Here is a 15,113-nt window from a genome sequence, read left to right on the forward strand (position 1 = left end):
GGGCGCTATCAGAGTAGCACTTTGCCTAAAAATAGCAGGGCCAGCGAGACATTAATCGCGCCGCCGATGCGGGTGGCTATCTGGGCAAACGGCATCAACGACATGCGGTTGCCCGCGGTGAGGATCGCCACATCGCCGGTGCCCCCCTGACCGCTTTGGCAGCAGGAAACGATCGCCACATCGATCGGGTACATGCCAATCTTCTTGCCGACGATAAAGCCGGTGGCGACCAGCGTCGCGACGGTGCAGACGATCACCGCCAGGTTGGCCAGCGTAAAGGCGTTGACCAGCTCCTGCCACGGCGTAATGGCCACGCCGACGGCGAACAGGATCGGGTAGGTTACGGAGGTGCGGAAGAAATGGTAGACGATCTGTGACCCCTGCATGATGCGCGGAGAGACGCCGTGCGCCAGCTTGATCAGCACCGCGACAAACAGCATGCCGACCGGCGCAGGCAGACCAATGAGACGGTGTCCCAGCATACCGACCATATACAGCAGTACGGCCAGCAGCGCGCCGGAGGCCAGGGCGCTGATATCCAGTTTATCGCCGCCGCGCTCGCTCAAGGCGGCCATCGGCTCCCCGTTATCGCCGTCGCGGCGCGGCATCAACTCGCCTTCGCCGGTCAGATGGGGGAAGCGTTTACCCAGCATATTCAGGGAGCCGGCGATGATAATCGCCGTCAGGCTGCCGAGCATCACGATGGGGAGAATGCGCCCCAGCGCCACGCCCTGCTGCATATGTAGCAGGGTGGCATAGCCCATAGAGAGTGGAATGGCCCCCTCGCCGACGCCCCCGGCCATGATCGGCAGGATCAGGAAGAAGAAGGTCTGAAACGGCGCTAATCCCAGCGCATAGCCTACCCCCATTCCGACCAACATACCGGCGATCTCACCGCACAGCATGGGGAAAAATATCCGCACAAAGCCCTGTATCAGGGTAGTGCGGTTCATGCTCATGATGCTGCCGACGATAATGCAGCAAATGTAGAGGTAAAGAATATTGGTGCTTTTAAAAAAATGGGTGGTCGAGGTAATGACCGGCTGGGGCAGCAGACCGTAATAGACCAGCGCAGAGGGGATAAAGGTCGCGCAGATCGCGGCGGCGCCCATCTTACCGACAATTGGCAGGCGCTTACCAAATTCGCCGCAGGCAAAGCCAAAGAATGCCAGGGTAGCAACCATCACCACAATATTATTGGGCAGGCTGTCGTTGATACAGTCGATGGTAATTAAGATACCGGCCAGGACAAATAACGGCAGGGGAATAATCCCCACCTTCCAGTTATCCATCAGATTCCACCACAGCATTTTTAGCGACGGCGCAGGGCTGGCGAGGGTTGCCAGTTTTTCATTGGATGTAGTCATATTTCAGCCCACCTGTTTTATTGGTGGAATATATATAGCATGCTAATTTTTGAGAAAAATGTGATCGTCCACGGATACGCTGGGGTTATTTAATGTCTTTATTCTGACTTAACTTATTTAAATAGAATTAAATTTTGGGATATGTTTTTTATTTAGTTAAATCGTCAGGGCGCGACAGGTGAGGTCGGCGGGGGCGCGGTGCGAAAGAGGGGGACGCCGGCGTCGGCGAGGGGGGGAACGCGGCCCCGGCGATGGCGGGAGCCGCGTGGATATCCCCGGCGAGGGGATACGACGTTTAACCGGCGTGGCTCTGCGCCGCGCTGCGCTTTTTACGCGCCATGGCGTATACGGCGCCGACCATGATCACCACCAGCAGCGCGATAAAGGGCAGTACCGACAGCAGCTGACCGGAGCGGTAGAAGGTCAGCAGCAGCATAAAGCACCAGCCGCCGAGCATCGGGATCAGGGTGCGGCGCACGATGTCGACCTGCGAGATGCCGGCGATACCGGCGACGGCGATGATCACCCCGGCGATCGGCGAGATGGTGCGCCCCATGCCGGCGGAGATCTGCACCGGCAGGATCATCTCTGCGGTACTGCCGCCGACGCGCTTGGCGATATCCGGCAGCATCGGGGCGAAAGAGAAGAAGGCGGCGTTGCCAGAGCCCATCAGGGCGGCGATGGTGAAGGTTAACAGCGCCATCAGCAGTACCACGACGCCGCTGCCAAAGCCGGCGTTGCTGGCCAGATCCAGCAGGTCATGCACCGCCCCGATCGACTTCAGCCCCTCGGCAAAGGTCTGACCGGCGACGATCAGCGTCACCACGGTGGCGAACACCTTACCCATATTGCTGAAGACCACGCTGAGCCCGGCCATCACCGGCTTGGCGGCGCGGAAGCGCAGGTATTCGCACAGCATGGAGAGCGCGACGCTGATCAATACGGCGGTATTCATGTTGATGACGATCGTGCCGACGCCCAGCTTGCTGAAGGTCAGCATAAAGAACAGCGGTAGCATCGGCAGCAGCACATAGTGCAGCGGCGCATCGCTCTGCGTCTCCTGTAGCTTCTCCTGATCCAGGCTCACCTCTTCGGCCATGGCGCCATCGCGGCGGTCGAAGTAGCGTTGTACCAGGATATGCAGCAGCGCTACCGCCAGGATGGTCAGCACGGCGACCGGCAGCTGCTGGTGGATAAAGTATTCGGTGATATCCACGCCCGAGGTCTGCGCCGCCATGATGGAGTTGCCGGAGCCGGGGCCGAATTCGATGGCGCAGGTGCTGGCCAGCACCGCCGCCGCCGCCGCGCGGCTACAGCCCAGGCGAGTCAGCACCGGGTACAGGGTCGCCATCAGCAGCAGGCTTAACCCGGTGGCGCTGGTGATAAACAGCGACAGCGTCTGGCCGAGGATAAAGGCGATCCCCAGCAGCAGATAGGGGGAGTTGAGGCGCTGCAGCGGACGCGCCGTTACCCGCACCAGCGCCTGGCTGGCGCCGATGGCGGACATATACATGGCAAAGCCGCCGATCAGCATGATCTGCAGCCCAAGGCCGCCGCCCATCTTCTGAAACAGCTGGTTGATGTATTCCAACAGGTCAAAGCCGACCCAGCCGGTCGACTTATTGATAAAGGTGGCATCGTTGGTAAAGACGGCGATGGCCATCATCACCAGGCCGCTCAGCAGCAGTACCGCCTGGGGATTATAGTTTTTTAGGATCAGGCGTCCGGCAAACAGCACGGCGCACAGCGCGATCAGTAGGCTCATTCTTTCAGTTTCCTTGTTCAAAGTTACCCGTGGCCAGACACTCTTCTCCCTTCAGCATCAGGCGGCCACGGGCGTATACGCGTTCGGGGCGCAGATTATCATCGAATAGGCACAGATCTGCATCCCCTGCGGGTAAAATTCTGCCCTTCGCGATCCCCAGCGCGTCGGCCACGTTGGCGGTGACCATCGCCAGCGCCTGCGGCAGGGGAATACGCTGGTCAATCAGCTGCGGCAGCAGCTGCAGGTTGCCGTCCAGCGGCGCCGCGTCCAGTCCGATAATGCTGCCCTGCGCGTCAAAGCGCGGCACGCTGCCGTTGCCATCGGAGCTGATGGTGAGCCGATCCGGACTGACGCCGGCGTCCAGCGCCAGGCGGGCGGCGCAGGCCGGCGGGACAAAGCGGCTGCCGCCGGAGGTAATATCGATATGGCCGCCGGCGCGGGCAAAGGCGATGGCATCGCTGAACAGCGCCTCGGTGCGCGCCACGTGGGTTGGCGAGATATGCTGGATAGGCAGGCCGTGCGCCAGCAGCGCATTGATCTGGGCAAAGGCATCGGGCAGCGCGCCCAGATGGATGTGCAGCAGCCCGCGCTTGCCCGCCAACAGCGCGGCAACGCGGATATCGGAGACGATACGCAGCAGCTCCTGGGTCGTCGGGAACGAACCGCGGTGATCGGCCAGCGCTATCTTCACCCCCAGTACCCGCTCAATAAAGGCGATGTCATCGCGAATGGTGCCGGTGATGGTGCGGGTGGGGAGTTCGTAAGATCCGGTGTGCATATAGGCGCTGATCCCCTCTGCGTTCAGCGCCTGCATTTTGGCGTACAGATCCTTCGGGGTACGGGAGATACCGTCGGTGCCGAGCACCCCGACGACGGTGGTGGTCGCGGCGCGGATCAGGCGCGACAGGGAGGCCGCGGGCGTCCGGCTGGCAAAGCCGCCTTCGCCGCCGCCGCCGATCAGATGCACGTGCTGATCGATGAGGCCGGGGGCCAGGATTTTACCGCGACAGTCGATAACCTCACGCAGTCCGGGCAGCGCGCTGACCTGCAGGTTCTCCTCGATGGCGACGATCTTCTCGCCGCACAGCAATACGTCCCGGCGCCCCAGGGGCTGTGGTTGATAGACGTCGGCATCTTTAAGCAGGGTAAACATGGGCTTCTCTCCTGTGTTGGACATGCGATAGCGTGACCCGCCGAGGAGGCGGGGGAATGGCTGTGTCGATATGACGATCGGCGAATCCCCATGGCGGGGCGGGCGCGGCGGCGGATCGCCGCCGAGATTCGGGTGATGACGCCGCGGTAGGGGGCGGTTTAGTGCCGCGCATCCCATAGGAATCTATTTGTATAAAATATAATATCACCACAGTTTATACCGCCATTGCTTATTGGGCATGGCGCTATGCCGCCAGAACATAGGACGCACGATGGATGTAAAATGGTTGGAGGATTTCATCAGCCTGCAGCGACTGGGCAATTTTTCGGCGGCGGCGCGGGCGCGCAACGTCACTCAGCCCGCCTTTAGTCGCCGGATCCGGGCGCTGGAGATCTGGCTGGGAGTGCCGCTGTTCGATCGCAGCAGTAACCCCATTGCCCTTACGCCCTACGGCGAAAAGTTTCTTCCCTCGGCCGAAGATATCCTGGCGCGGATCCTCGATGTCAAGCTGGACTTCGCCCAGCTGGCGATCCAGTCCGACGAGACGGTGCGTATTGCCAGTCTGCACACCTTTGCCGTCAATATGCTGCCGATGCTGCTCGACGCCATGGGATCGGCGCTGGAGGGGATCAAGGTGGTCGTTAATCCGGGGCTACAGGGGATTGATAACCATTTTAATACGCTGTTGGAAAACAGCGCCGATCTGCTGATGGTGTACGACATCGACGGCGCGCGTCCTAGCGCCGCCGAAATGGACTGCCTGCAGTCGCATCTGCTGGCCCATGAAACGCTCATTCCGGTCATCTCGCGCGCGCTGGCGCAGCGCCACCCGCCGGGACAGCCGCTGCCCTACCTGGCCTACAGCGACTTCTCCTTTATTGGCCGCGTCGTAGCCCCCCTGTGCCGTCATGCGCCGCAGCCGCTGGTGAAATGCTATGAAACCAGCATGAGCGAGGGGCTAAAGCATATGGTGCTGCGCGATCGCGGCCTGGCCTGGCTGCCGCTCTCCATGGTGCATCGAGAGCTGGCGCAGGGGGTGCTATGTAATGCCTTTCCAGACCATCCGCGTCTGAGCCGCTGTCTGCAGATCCTGCTGTATAAACGCCGCGAGAGCAGTCGCCCAGCGGTGGAGCGCTTCTGGCAGGCGGCCACGGCGTGCCGGCTGCCTTAGGCCGCGGCGGGATACGCGCTCATATCGCGGCGCGCTACGGGTGCGATCGCCCCCGCTGCCAGCGATGATAGCGAGCCAGCCAGGCTAACGCCCGCTGCGGCGCGTGGGCCTTTTTCCACACGCCGGCCGCATATTTATTGGCTTCGCTGTAGGTCGGGTAGGGGTGAACGGTCGCCAGCAGCTTATTCAGCCCGATCCCGTGGCGCATGGCCAGGGTATATTCCGCCAGCATCTCTCCCGCCTGCTCGCCGACGATGGTGACCCCCAGCAGGCGATCTTTACCTGGCGGGGTCAACACCGTGATAAACCCCTCGGTAGCGCCATCGGTGATGGCCCGATCGAGATCCGCCAAGGCAAAGCGGGTCACCTCATAGGGAATGCCGCGCCGCTGCGCCTCGGATTCGTTTAGCCCCACCCGGGCGACCTGGGGATCGACAAAGGTACAGCGCGGGATAACCGTATCGTCGATGCGCCAGCGCCAGAGGCGGCCAAACAGGGCATTGACGCTGGCGTACCAGGCCATATGGGCGGCAAGGTGGGTAAACTGATCGCCGCCCGCCACGTCACCGGCGGCATAGAGGGTGGGACACAGGCTCTGCAGATAGGCGTTGCTACACAGCTGCTGCGCGCTCTCGATCCCCAGCTGCTCCAGCCCATACCCGGTCAGGCGGGGGCGTCGTCCTAGCGCCAGCAGCAGGTCATCAAACGCCAGGGCGATCTCTTGACCGTTTCGACTGACGATCAGGCGCTTGCCCAGGGCGTCCCGCTCAATGCGCAGCGTCTGGCAGTCGGTGAATAGCGTAATGCCGTCGGCGCATAGGCTGCGCTGTACCCGTGCACTGACCTCCACATCCTCTTTGGGCAGAACGCGCGGCCCCCGCTGTACCAGCGTGACGCCGGCCCCCAGCCGCGTCAGCGCCTGGGAGAGTTCACAGCCGATAGGGCCACCCCCCAGCACCAGCAGGCGCGGCGGCGGCGCGTCTCTCTGCGCCAACGCCTGCCACAGCGTATCGCTGGTCAGGTAGTCATCGGGCTGCAGCCCGGGGATATCGGGTACGATCGGTTCCGCGCCGGCGGCGATGATGATGGCGCGAGTGCTGATGATCCGCCGGGTGCCGTCGGCCAGGTCGACCTCGACCTGCCAGGGCGATATGACGCGGGCGCGCCCTTTTAGCACCTCGACCCCCAGCGCCGTGTAGCGTTCGACGCTGTCATGGGGAGCAATATTTTGGATGGTTTCCCGCACCCGCGCCATCACCTGTGTAAAGTGCAGCGCCGGCGGCGTGGCCGGTAGTCCGTAGCGATCGGCGTGGCGCATCTGATGTGCCAGCGTGGCGCTGCGGATGAGCGCCTTGCTGGGTACGCAGCCGGTATTCAGGCAGTCGCCGCCCATCGCGTCGCGCTCTATCAGGGTGACCTTGGCGTGGACGGTCGCGGCAATATAGGCGCTGACTAGACCGGCGGCGCCGGCGCCAATGACCACCAGATTACGCTCAAGGTGGCGCGGCCGTCGCCAGCGACGATAATAGCGTCGCTGCGCAAGCTGACGTACCCCAAAGCGGGCCAGCCAGGGAAATACGCCGAGCAGAGTAAATGAAAGCAGCAGCGTCGGTGAGACGATGGCGGCCAGCGAGTCAATGTCGGCCAAGCGGGTGCCCGCGTTGACGTAGATCAGCGTGCCCGGCAGCATCCCCAGCTGGCTGACCCAATAAAAGCGCCGCGCGGAAAGGGGGCTGAGCCCCAGCAGCAGGTTGATAAGAAAAAAGGGCATCAGCGGCACCAGGCGCAGGGTAAACAGGTAAAAGGCGCCGTCGCGCTCCAGCCCCTGGTTGAGCGTGGCCAGACGCTCGCCCAGCCGGCGCCGCAGCGTATCGCGCAGCAGAAAGCGCGAGGCTAAAAAGGCCAGCGTTGCTCCGGCGCTGGAGGCAAAGGAGACCAGCAGGGTACCCTGCCAGAGGCCAAACAGCAGTCCAGCGGCCAGCGTCATGACCGCGGCGCCGGGGAGAGAGAGTGCGGCCACCAGAAGATAAAGAGCGAAAAATGCCGCGGCGCTCTGCCAGGGGGCTTGGTGACGCAGCGTTTCCATGGCGGCCTGGTGCTGTTTTAGCGTCTCGAATGTCAGCCAGCGCTGACCATCCAGGGTGAAGAAGGCCAGGATTAACAGCAGCAAGAGGAGCAAGATCAGCGTTTTTTTCATGGTGACTCCGGAGAGGGTTGTCGGAGCAACGTGCCGATTGAGCGATTGTTTTAACATTGAATATACATTTGGGCTCGGCAGCGTCAATTTATTTTGTATCGTGCGATACAAAATAATAGATAATCTATTGATAATAAACTTGAAATTGATATAGCTGTGCGCTGGTCAGGCACGGCCTGGCCGTGAGCGGAGAACGATGGCATTCGCTCTCGCTCGGGCTACGGGGACGGAGAGCAAGGTGAACGATAACCCCGTGTCGCGGCTACCTGCGCTTAACGGGCGACGTTGAGCGCTGTCGTCGATGCTGCGTATCGCGGGTAATACATGGCAGAGCCTCGCGTGCGGCGGCGCGTTGTCTTTTATATATAATAAATAGCCTAGGCGACGCGCTCTATTTTATTTGCTTGTGAGCCTGAGGAAGCACGGTGCGGCAAGGGGCTCCGTGTGAATATATATTGACACCTCGCGTGTTGGATCATAAATAATCAATCGTGGCTTATCTAAAAATAAAAAAAGCTAATTTTAGGTTGATGTTTGTCTAAAATATAAAAATGCCATCTATCTTTACAGTGAGCGGATAAATCATGTCAACAGATGCATCTGACAACGGCAAGGGCCAGAAGCTGGGCCTCCTGGCACTGGTGTCGATCGTCGTCAGCTCCATGATCGGCAGCGGCGTCGATAGCCTACCGCAAAACATGGCGGCGCACTCGGCGGTTGGCCCGATAGCCACGGCGTGGCTGATCTGTGGCTTTGGCATGTTTTTCATCTCGCGAACATTTATTGTACTGTCCCGCATTCGTCCCGATTTACAGTCAGGAATCTATATGTATGCGCGGGAGGGATTCGGCGCATTTATCGCGTTTATCGTTGCCTGGGGCTACTGGCTGATGACTATTTTCAGCAACGTCGCCTTTGCTATCATGGTGATGGATACATTGAATTACTTTCTCCCCGGTGACTTCACCGGGGGGAATAACCTGGCATCTGTTATTGGTTCATCTGTCTTAATTTGGGGATTTAATTTTTTAGTTTTGTCAGGACTGCGCGTCGCCGGGGCTATTAATATCGTCGGGACAATTTCAAAAACGATTCCACTGATCGTTTTTGTTTTGGTCCTGATCTATTTTCTTGATGACCAGAAGATCATAAGCAATGTCTGGGGACACAGCGCATTATTGCCACAACAGCGGCTGGGGCCGATATTTACTCAGATAACCTCACCGCTTGATGTCGCGCTGTGGTGCTTTATCGGGGTCGAGGGCGCCGTGGCGCTGTCAGGCCGGGCCAAGCACCCGGCGGATGTCGGCAAAGCGACCTTTATCGGCTTTATCATCTCACTGGTGATTTGTATTTTGGTATCAATACTGCCGTTTGGCGTTTTGTCGCAGCAGGCGCTTAGCGTGATCCCAACGCCATCGACGGCGGGCGTTTTGAAGGCCGTGGTCGGTGAATGGGGCGAGGTATTGATAAACATTGGCGTCCTGATTTCGGTGCTGTCCAGTTGGTTGGCATGGACCATGATTTGCGCCGAGATCCCCATGGTGGCGGCGAATAACGGAACCTTTCCGCTCAGGTTTGCGCAGAAAAATAGCAAGGGCTCGGCCTCTGTGTCGCTATGGGTCAGCAGTGGTTTGATGCAGCTGGTCGTTTTTATGGCCTATTTTTCACAGCATGCATGGCTGGCTATGTTAGCGATTTCCGCGCTGACGGTGCTGCCTGCGTATTTGATGTCAACAGCCTATTTATGCAAGCTTTGTGTAACAGGAGAATACCGCCGGTATTGCGATAATAATCGCTGGGTGGGGCTGGTGACGGGAGCTATCGGTCTCCTGTTTTGTCTTTTCATGTTTTACGCAAGCCAGATTAAATATCTCACGTTGGTTCCTCTTCTCCTGACGCTGGGCATTCCCTTGTTTGTCTGGGCTAGGCGCAGTGAGTGTGACAGCAGAGAAATATTTACCCGCACTGAGATGTCTGTGCTGTTAGCCCTGCTGATTATCGATATTATTAGCCTGTATCTACTATTGAGCAATGTTATTAATATTTAACTAAAAATATGACTGACGCGGGCTAAAAAAGGGGGGTGGCGGCGAGTACGCACACCCCTGATAATACGTCCGCTCGGCGGGCGCCTTTTACCGGCGACTCCTTTCCGTGGCGAGATACCCTGGGGGGAACTCGGGCTAAGGCGTATTGCGCGCTCCCCAAAGGGCGGCGTCGGCGAGATACCGTGATGCAGAGGATTATTTTCCTGTATTAATCTCGCCCGTGGAAAGGGTAGCAACGCTGTTGCCGTGAGTGTCCGTGATAGTCATATCCGCTCCACTGGCCTCGAGTTTGGCAAGCAACTCATGCTGCTGGAAGAGTGATGCATACATCGCTGCCGTTTGCCCTGCTTTATTCTGAATATCCGGGCTGCATTTGGCTGCAATCAGTTTCCGGGCAATACTGACTTCACCTTTGAAAATGGCTCCCATCAACGCGGTATTTCCACGATTATCCCGCAGGCAAGGATCTGCCCCTGCATGGATTAAACGCATTACAATGTCTTGATGGCCATGGTAGGCCGCTAAGATCACGGCCGTATAACCATGGCTATCTTGCACATTCATGTTGTAGCCCGTGGAGATAAAGTCATTGATGACCGCGATATTGCCATCGCGAGCGGCATTCCACAGATAGCCGTTTAGCTGTTGCTTAACCGAGTGTGAGTCGGGGAGCTGCTGGGCAAATGTTGGCGCACTGGATACCGCCACTAGGCTTGATAAGAGAAAAAACAGAGCGCGTATTTTCATACTATGGCCTTATCAGGTGATATAAATAGCCCGCGCGATCACGCGGGCTAAGTCGATTACGATTTAATCTTGGAGCTTATCCGCCAAGTTTTTTACCGTTGGCAAATCACCGTTAGCGACGCTGGTAAGGCGAGTGCCGTAGTCCTTATCCGCTTTATAAAAATAGGATAACATAATGTTTTTACTGACAGTGTCAGCGCTAGCCAGGGAGGTTCCCAGGCTATTGATGAGGTCATTTTGCTCTTTTTTACTGTACGAGCGATAAAGCTCTCCCGCCTGTTTGAAATTTTGCTCGCGCTGGATTTTACTTTGCTGCGTGGTGCCTGACAGGGGCGTCTGGCTATAACGGCTGGAGACCAACTCTTCCCGCGGGTAAATACGGCTTGGCTGGTAGTTAACCCCTTTGTCTAGCGTATGCCCACTGTTGAGTTGCCCATCCTGGTTGCCATTATTGACCACGCTATGAGGCTTGTTTATCGGTAGGCTAAGTCCATTGGCGCCGATACGGTAAAATTGTGTATCGGCATAGGCGAACAGGCGCCCTTGCAGTAGCTTATCTTCCGATGGTTCAATGCCCGGGATGAGGTTTGAGGGCGCCATCGCCACCTGCTCGGTCTCTTGGAAAACGTTATCAGGGTTTTTGTTAAGAACCATTTCGCCAATTTTTCGCTCAGGCACATCTGGCCAGACCTTCGTGGCATCAAGCGGATCGAAATCGAAGTTTTTTAGGTCGGCGGGCTTGAGAACCTGGATGTACAGATCCCATTTTGGATAGTCGCCACGGTTGATTGCCGTCACCAGATCCTGCGTCATATGGCTATAATCTTTACCTTGAATCTGTTCAACCTGCTGTGGGTCCAGATTCTTGATCCCTTGGCGCGTTTTCCAGTGAAACTTCACATAGTGGACTTCGCCTTTGTCATTAATCAGCTTATAGGCATGTACGCTGTTACCGTCCATATTGCGATAGGATAGCGGCGTACCCTCGTTAGAGTAGAGCAAGGTCAAGGTCCGCGTTGACTCAGGCAGGTGTGAGAAAAAATCAAAGCGTCGCGCATCATTATCAAGATTTGTCCGGGGATCGGGCTTAAACGCATGCACCATATCCGGGAACTTGATTGCATCACGAATAAAGAAGGTGGGGAAGTTATTGCCTACCAAGTCCCAGTTACCCTCGGCAGTATAAAATTTTGTCGCAAAGCCACGCGGATCGCGCAGGGTTTCCGGCGAGTGGGTTCCATGCACCACGCTTGAGAAACGGACAAAAACAGGCGTTGTACTACCGGGGGTAAATACTTTTGCAACGGTTAAATCTGAAATATCCGCCGTTGGCGTAAATACACCGTGAGCGCCTGTACCGCGAGCATGCACTACGCGTTCTGGAACACGCTCACGATCAAAGCGCTGTAGTTTTTGTAATAGCTGTACATCCTGTAGCAATACTGGACCATTAGGGCCGGCAGTTTGTGAGTTTTGATTATCCCCGACGGGGGCTCCATTATCCCGGGTTAAGGTGTCAGCCAATACGGAAGGGCTGATGGCTAAGGAGGTTAAGAAAAACAACACATTCTTTTTTGCGATTAATCCATTGATTCCATTGACTATATGCATAGCACTCTCCTCGGTTGTTGTGGCATGTTGCGATGGTTTATTGAGTTGTGTTTTTTCTAAGAATTGCAAAAAATCAATATTGACTATTGGGTAAATAACCATTCCTGCCATTCATATTGTATGTTTTTTTGATGGAAAGAATACGCGTATCGACATCCTAATGTTTTATTTTATTATGCTGAATGCTAATGGGTGGAGATATTTTATTATAATAATATGCTATGACTTATAACCTTCCGCGCGGTTACTATTTGAACATTTTTATCATTGTAGGTGGCCGACTGCCATATTTGTTAACTAATTATATCTATTGATTTGATAGGGGACGGCGAATATAGCAGGGTTTACATGCATACCGGGAATTATCCGAAAAGCGATAGCATGTGGGTAATTGCAGAATAGTCTACGAGTGAAAACTCATCTCATTATAAAAGCATGCTGTGTACCTTATCTGGATTCGTTGAGGTTGCGCCATTGTGGCATTTTGCCTGGGCAAGTACGGCGCCACGAATAGGGTGGCTTTAGGCGTCGCGTAAGACAACCGGGGGGCTAGCGCTTGCGTGATAATGCCATTGAAGGCGAGATGCGCTTCTCTCTACTGGCATGGGCGATGTCAATAGCGAGACATACGTACTGATGCCGGGCAGCAATGATGGCGCGCGAGGAAGAAAGCGTCGCGCCGCTAACGCGAGTGCAAGCAAACGCTGGGGCGGGGCAGCGGCGATCGCGCTATTTTACGTTAGGCGGCCACCCGCGCGATGGTGACTCATGGGCCCGCGACGCGTGCAGGCTATAGGCTGGTAAGTGTATGTACCCCGCCTGGATATATATTCCCGACCATCACGCCGCGGCTCCCGGTGGCGGACTTACCACATCAAGTCATCAGGCACTTTAAAGTCGGCGTACGGATCGTCCTCGTCCTGCGCTTCCTGGCTTAGCGTGCTGTTCAAGACGATGCTGTCTGCGTCCCGCTGTGCAATTTTATCGGCAACGCTTGCCGGAATGACGGCGTATTCACATTTGCCGCTGCTATCGACGACTAAACGGGCAATGGCGAGCCGGCCGCTGATCAGCTGGGTCTGCGTCAGCTTATCCACAGCGATTTTTTTGATCACGTTATTATCGGTGAAGTTAAAGTCTATATCGCCTCTTTTAAGCGTGATTCTATTCATCTCAATAAGCTGCTTAACCTGAGCCTTGACCTCTTTGGCGATAGTCGCCTGCTTCTGCTGTTCGCTCAGCTGCTTATCACGCTCAAGTTGCGCCTGCTTCTTTTCTTCCACGGCCTCTCTGGCCTCACGCGCCTGAACCCGTGATTTTTTGGCCGTTCTCTGGACCTTGGCCATCTTTTTGCTGGTCACGAGTCCTGCTTTGAGCATCTGCTCTTGTAAAGTAAGTTTTGTCATCGTCGTATCTAAGTCAGCCAAGTTATCGGTGAGATTATACCTGCAATCTTGAAGGCTGTACCCCGTCTCAGGGTAAAATCACGGTATAGCCACCGGTATTGAATGGTATCATGGTGCTTCGACGGCCTGGCAATAACGCCCGGACGGCCTTTTTTATCCGCTGAGACTATCACTGTGACATCGTTTGCTGAACTTAATGCCCTTCCTGAAGAACAACTCAACAACCTTAATGAGCTGGGCTACCAGACCATGACGCCGGTGCAGGCGGCGACGCTGCCGGCTATTCTGGCGGGAAAGGATGTCCGCGCGCAGGCGAAGACCGGCAGCGGTAAAACGGCGGCGTTTGGCCTTGGCCTGCTGCAGCATATTGATGCCAATCGGTTTATTACCCAGTCGCTGGTGCTGTGCCCGACCCGTGAGCTGGCCGACCAGGTGGCGACCGCGCTGCGCAAGCTGGCGCGCTACATGCCGAACATTAAAGTGCTGACGCTGTGCGGTGGCGTCCCCTTCGGCGCGCAGCGCGATTCGCTGACCCACGCGCCGCACGTCATCGTGGCCACGCCGGGCAGACTGCTCGATCACCTGAAAAAAGAGACCGTCAGCCTAGAGGCGCTGCAGACGCTTATCTTGGATGAGGCGGATCGGATGCTGGACATGGGCTTTGCCGATGCGCTGGACGAGGTGATCTCCTGGGCACCGGAAAAGCGTCAGACGCTGCTGTTTTCCGCGACCTGGCCTGCGGAGATCGCCGCCATTAGCCGCCGAATTCAGCGCGATCCGCTGACGATTGAAATCGATACCCACGGCGAATTGCCCGCGGTGGAGCAGCGTTTTTACGAAGTCTCCCGCGGCGGCAAGGTCGGCCTGCTGCAGACGCTGTTAAGCCAGTATCAGCCGGCTTCTTGCGTGGTGTTCTGCAATACCAAGAAAGATTGTCAGGCGGTTTATGATGCGCTGGAGGGCAGCGAGCAGAGCGTGCTGGCGCTGCACGGCGATATGGAGCAGCGCGATCGCGACCAGACGCTGGTGCGTTTCGCCAACGGCAGCAGCCGGGTGCTGGTGGCGACGGATGTGGCGGCCCGAGGGCTGGATATTAAGGCCCTGGAGATGGTGATCAACTATGAACTCTCCTGGGATCCGGAGGTTCACGTGCACCGCATTGGCCGCACCGCCCGCGCCGGCGAAAGCGGGCTGGCTATCAGCCTCTGCGCGCCGGAGGAGGCTCAGCGTGCCAACGCGCTGGAGGAGATGCTCGGCGCTAGACTCCAGTGGCAGCCGCTGCCGAGCGGCGTGCGCATCGTTGCCTTAGAGGCCGCGATGGCAACCCTGTGCATCGATGGCGGTAAAAAAGCCAAAATGCGCCCGGGCGATATCCTGGGGGCGCTAACCGGTGAACTGGGGCTGGACGGCGCGGATATCGGTAAGATCGACATCCACCCGACCCACGCCTACGTCGCAGTGCGCCGAGCGGTAGCTCGCCAGGCCTGGAAGCAGCTGCAGCAGGGCAAGATCAAAGGGAAGGCGGTAAAGGTACGACTGCTGAAGTGATGCGCCTTGATTGCCGCCGGAGCGGGGGACCCTCCCCCTCCGGCGCGTGTTTTAAGGGGCGCGAGCCGCCGCGCCGATCGCGATATTAAAAAAGTCA

The 15,113-nt window shown here is 57.3% G+C and carries 10 protein-coding genes; 3 read left to right on the forward strand and 7 right to left on the reverse strand.

All coding sequences use genetic code 11. The annotated features are described in order from the left end of the window. Nucleotides 1-8: 8 nt before the first annotated feature. The 3 genes from BRD58_RS07140 to iadA form a co-directional block, all read right to left on the reverse strand. Entirely contained in the window at nucleotides 9-1,367 is a 1,359-nt protein-coding gene (locus BRD58_RS07140; protein ID WP_012848216.1) for a 2-hydroxycarboxylate transporter family protein, read from the reverse strand. Between the two features lie 295 nt (nucleotides 1,368-1,662). Continuing rightward, the gene (dcuC, locus tag BRD58_RS07145) at nucleotides 1,663-3,132 is read right to left on the reverse strand and encodes a C4-dicarboxylate transporter DcuC (RefSeq protein WP_012848217.1); all 1,470 of its coding nucleotides are present in this window, start codon (nucleotides 3,130-3,132) and stop codon (nucleotides 1,663-1,665) included. A gap of 4 nt (nucleotides 3,133-3,136) precedes the next feature. Continuing rightward, nucleotides 3,137-4,285, reverse strand: coding sequence for a beta-aspartyl-peptidase (iadA, locus tag BRD58_RS07150; RefSeq protein ID WP_069578455.1), 1,149 nt, complete (start codon nucleotides 4,283-4,285; stop codon nucleotides 3,137-3,139). Nucleotides 4,286-4,556: 271 nt separating this feature from the next. Between iadA and BRD58_RS07155 the strand changes: the two genes are divergently transcribed. Continuing rightward, nucleotides 4,557-5,456 carry a LysR family transcriptional regulator gene (locus BRD58_RS07155; RefSeq protein WP_041692736.1) on the forward strand — a complete coding sequence of 300 codons (900 nt, stop codon included), beginning with the start codon at nucleotides 4,557-4,559 and terminating at the stop codon, nucleotides 5,454-5,456. 34 nt (nucleotides 5,457-5,490) lie between these two features. Here the strand turns inward: BRD58_RS07155 and BRD58_RS07160 are convergent, their stop codons facing one another. Continuing rightward, nucleotides 5,491-7,653 (reverse strand): FAD-dependent oxidoreductase, encoded by a 2,163-nt coding sequence (locus BRD58_RS07160; RefSeq protein WP_073382052.1) that lies wholly within the window; start codon nucleotides 7,651-7,653, stop codon nucleotides 5,491-5,493. A gap of 584 nt (nucleotides 7,654-8,237) precedes the next feature. On the opposite strand from BRD58_RS07160, the gene BRD58_RS07165 reads away from it, so the two are divergent. After that, nucleotides 8,238-9,704, forward strand: a complete 1,467-nt coding sequence (locus BRD58_RS07165) for a basic amino acid/polyamine antiporter (protein WP_073382055.1) — start codon at nucleotides 8,238-8,240, stop codon at nucleotides 9,702-9,704. Nucleotides 9,705-9,899: 195 nt separating this feature from the next. On the opposite strand, the gene BRD58_RS07170 is transcribed toward BRD58_RS07165, so the two are convergent. The 3 genes from BRD58_RS07170 to BRD58_RS07180 form a co-directional block, all read right to left on the reverse strand. After that, a complete protein-coding gene (locus BRD58_RS07170; RefSeq protein ID WP_073382060.1) occupies nucleotides 9,900-10,451 on the reverse strand; it encodes an ankyrin repeat domain-containing protein in 552 nt (183 codons plus the stop codon). A gap of 63 nt (nucleotides 10,452-10,514) precedes the next feature. Next, a complete protein-coding gene (locus BRD58_RS07175) occupies nucleotides 10,515-12,062 on the reverse strand; it encodes a catalase (RefSeq protein ID WP_041692737.1) in 1,548 nt (515 codons plus the stop codon). 866 nt (nucleotides 12,063-12,928) lie between these two features. Beyond that, a complete protein-coding gene (locus BRD58_RS07180) occupies nucleotides 12,929-13,468 on the reverse strand; it encodes a DUF2058 domain-containing protein (RefSeq protein WP_015461319.1) in 540 nt (179 codons plus the stop codon). A gap of 174 nt (nucleotides 13,469-13,642) precedes the next feature. On the opposite strand from BRD58_RS07180, the gene dbpA reads away from it, so the two are divergent. Next, nucleotides 13,643-15,016 carry an ATP-dependent RNA helicase DbpA gene (gene dbpA, locus BRD58_RS07185; protein ID WP_015461320.1) on the forward strand — a complete coding sequence of 458 codons (1,374 nt, stop codon included), beginning with the start codon at nucleotides 13,643-13,645 and terminating at the stop codon, nucleotides 15,014-15,016. The last annotated feature ends 97 nt before the right edge of the window (nucleotides 15,017-15,113 follow it).

The organism is Edwardsiella piscicida, from assembly GCF_001896205.1.
Lineage (GTDB): Bacteria > Pseudomonadota > Gammaproteobacteria > Enterobacterales > Enterobacteriaceae > Edwardsiella > Edwardsiella piscicida.

Coding starts and splice junctions, on each gene's coding strand:
- BRD58_RS07155 (WP_041692736.1), top strand. CDS start 4,557: ATGGATGTAAAATGGTTGGAGGATTTCATCAGCCTGCAGCGACTGGGC.
- BRD58_RS07160 (WP_073382052.1), bottom strand. CDS start 7,653: ATGAAAAAAACGCTGATCTTGCTCCTCTTGCTGCTGTTAATCCTGGCC.
- iadA (WP_069578455.1), bottom strand. CDS start 4,285: ATGTTTACCCTGCTTAAAGATGCCGACGTCTATCAACCACAGCCCCTG.
- BRD58_RS07170 (WP_073382060.1), bottom strand. CDS start 10,451: ATGAAAATACGCGCTCTGTTTTTTCTCTTATCAAGCCTAGTGGCGGTA.
- BRD58_RS07175 (WP_041692737.1), bottom strand. CDS start 12,062: ATGCATATAGTCAATGGAATCAATGGATTAATCGCAAAAAAGAATGTG.
- BRD58_RS07140 (WP_012848216.1), bottom strand. CDS start 1,367: ATGACTACATCCAATGAAAAACTGGCAACCCTCGCCAGCCCTGCGCCG.
- dcuC (WP_012848217.1), bottom strand. CDS start 3,132: ATGAGCCTACTGATCGCGCTGTGCGCCGTGCTGTTTGCCGGACGCCTG.
- BRD58_RS07165 (WP_073382055.1), top strand. CDS start 8,238: ATGTCAACAGATGCATCTGACAACGGCAAGGGCCAGAAGCTGGGCCTC.
- BRD58_RS07180 (WP_015461319.1), bottom strand. CDS start 13,468: ATGACAAAACTTACTTTACAAGAGCAGATGCTCAAAGCAGGACTCGTG.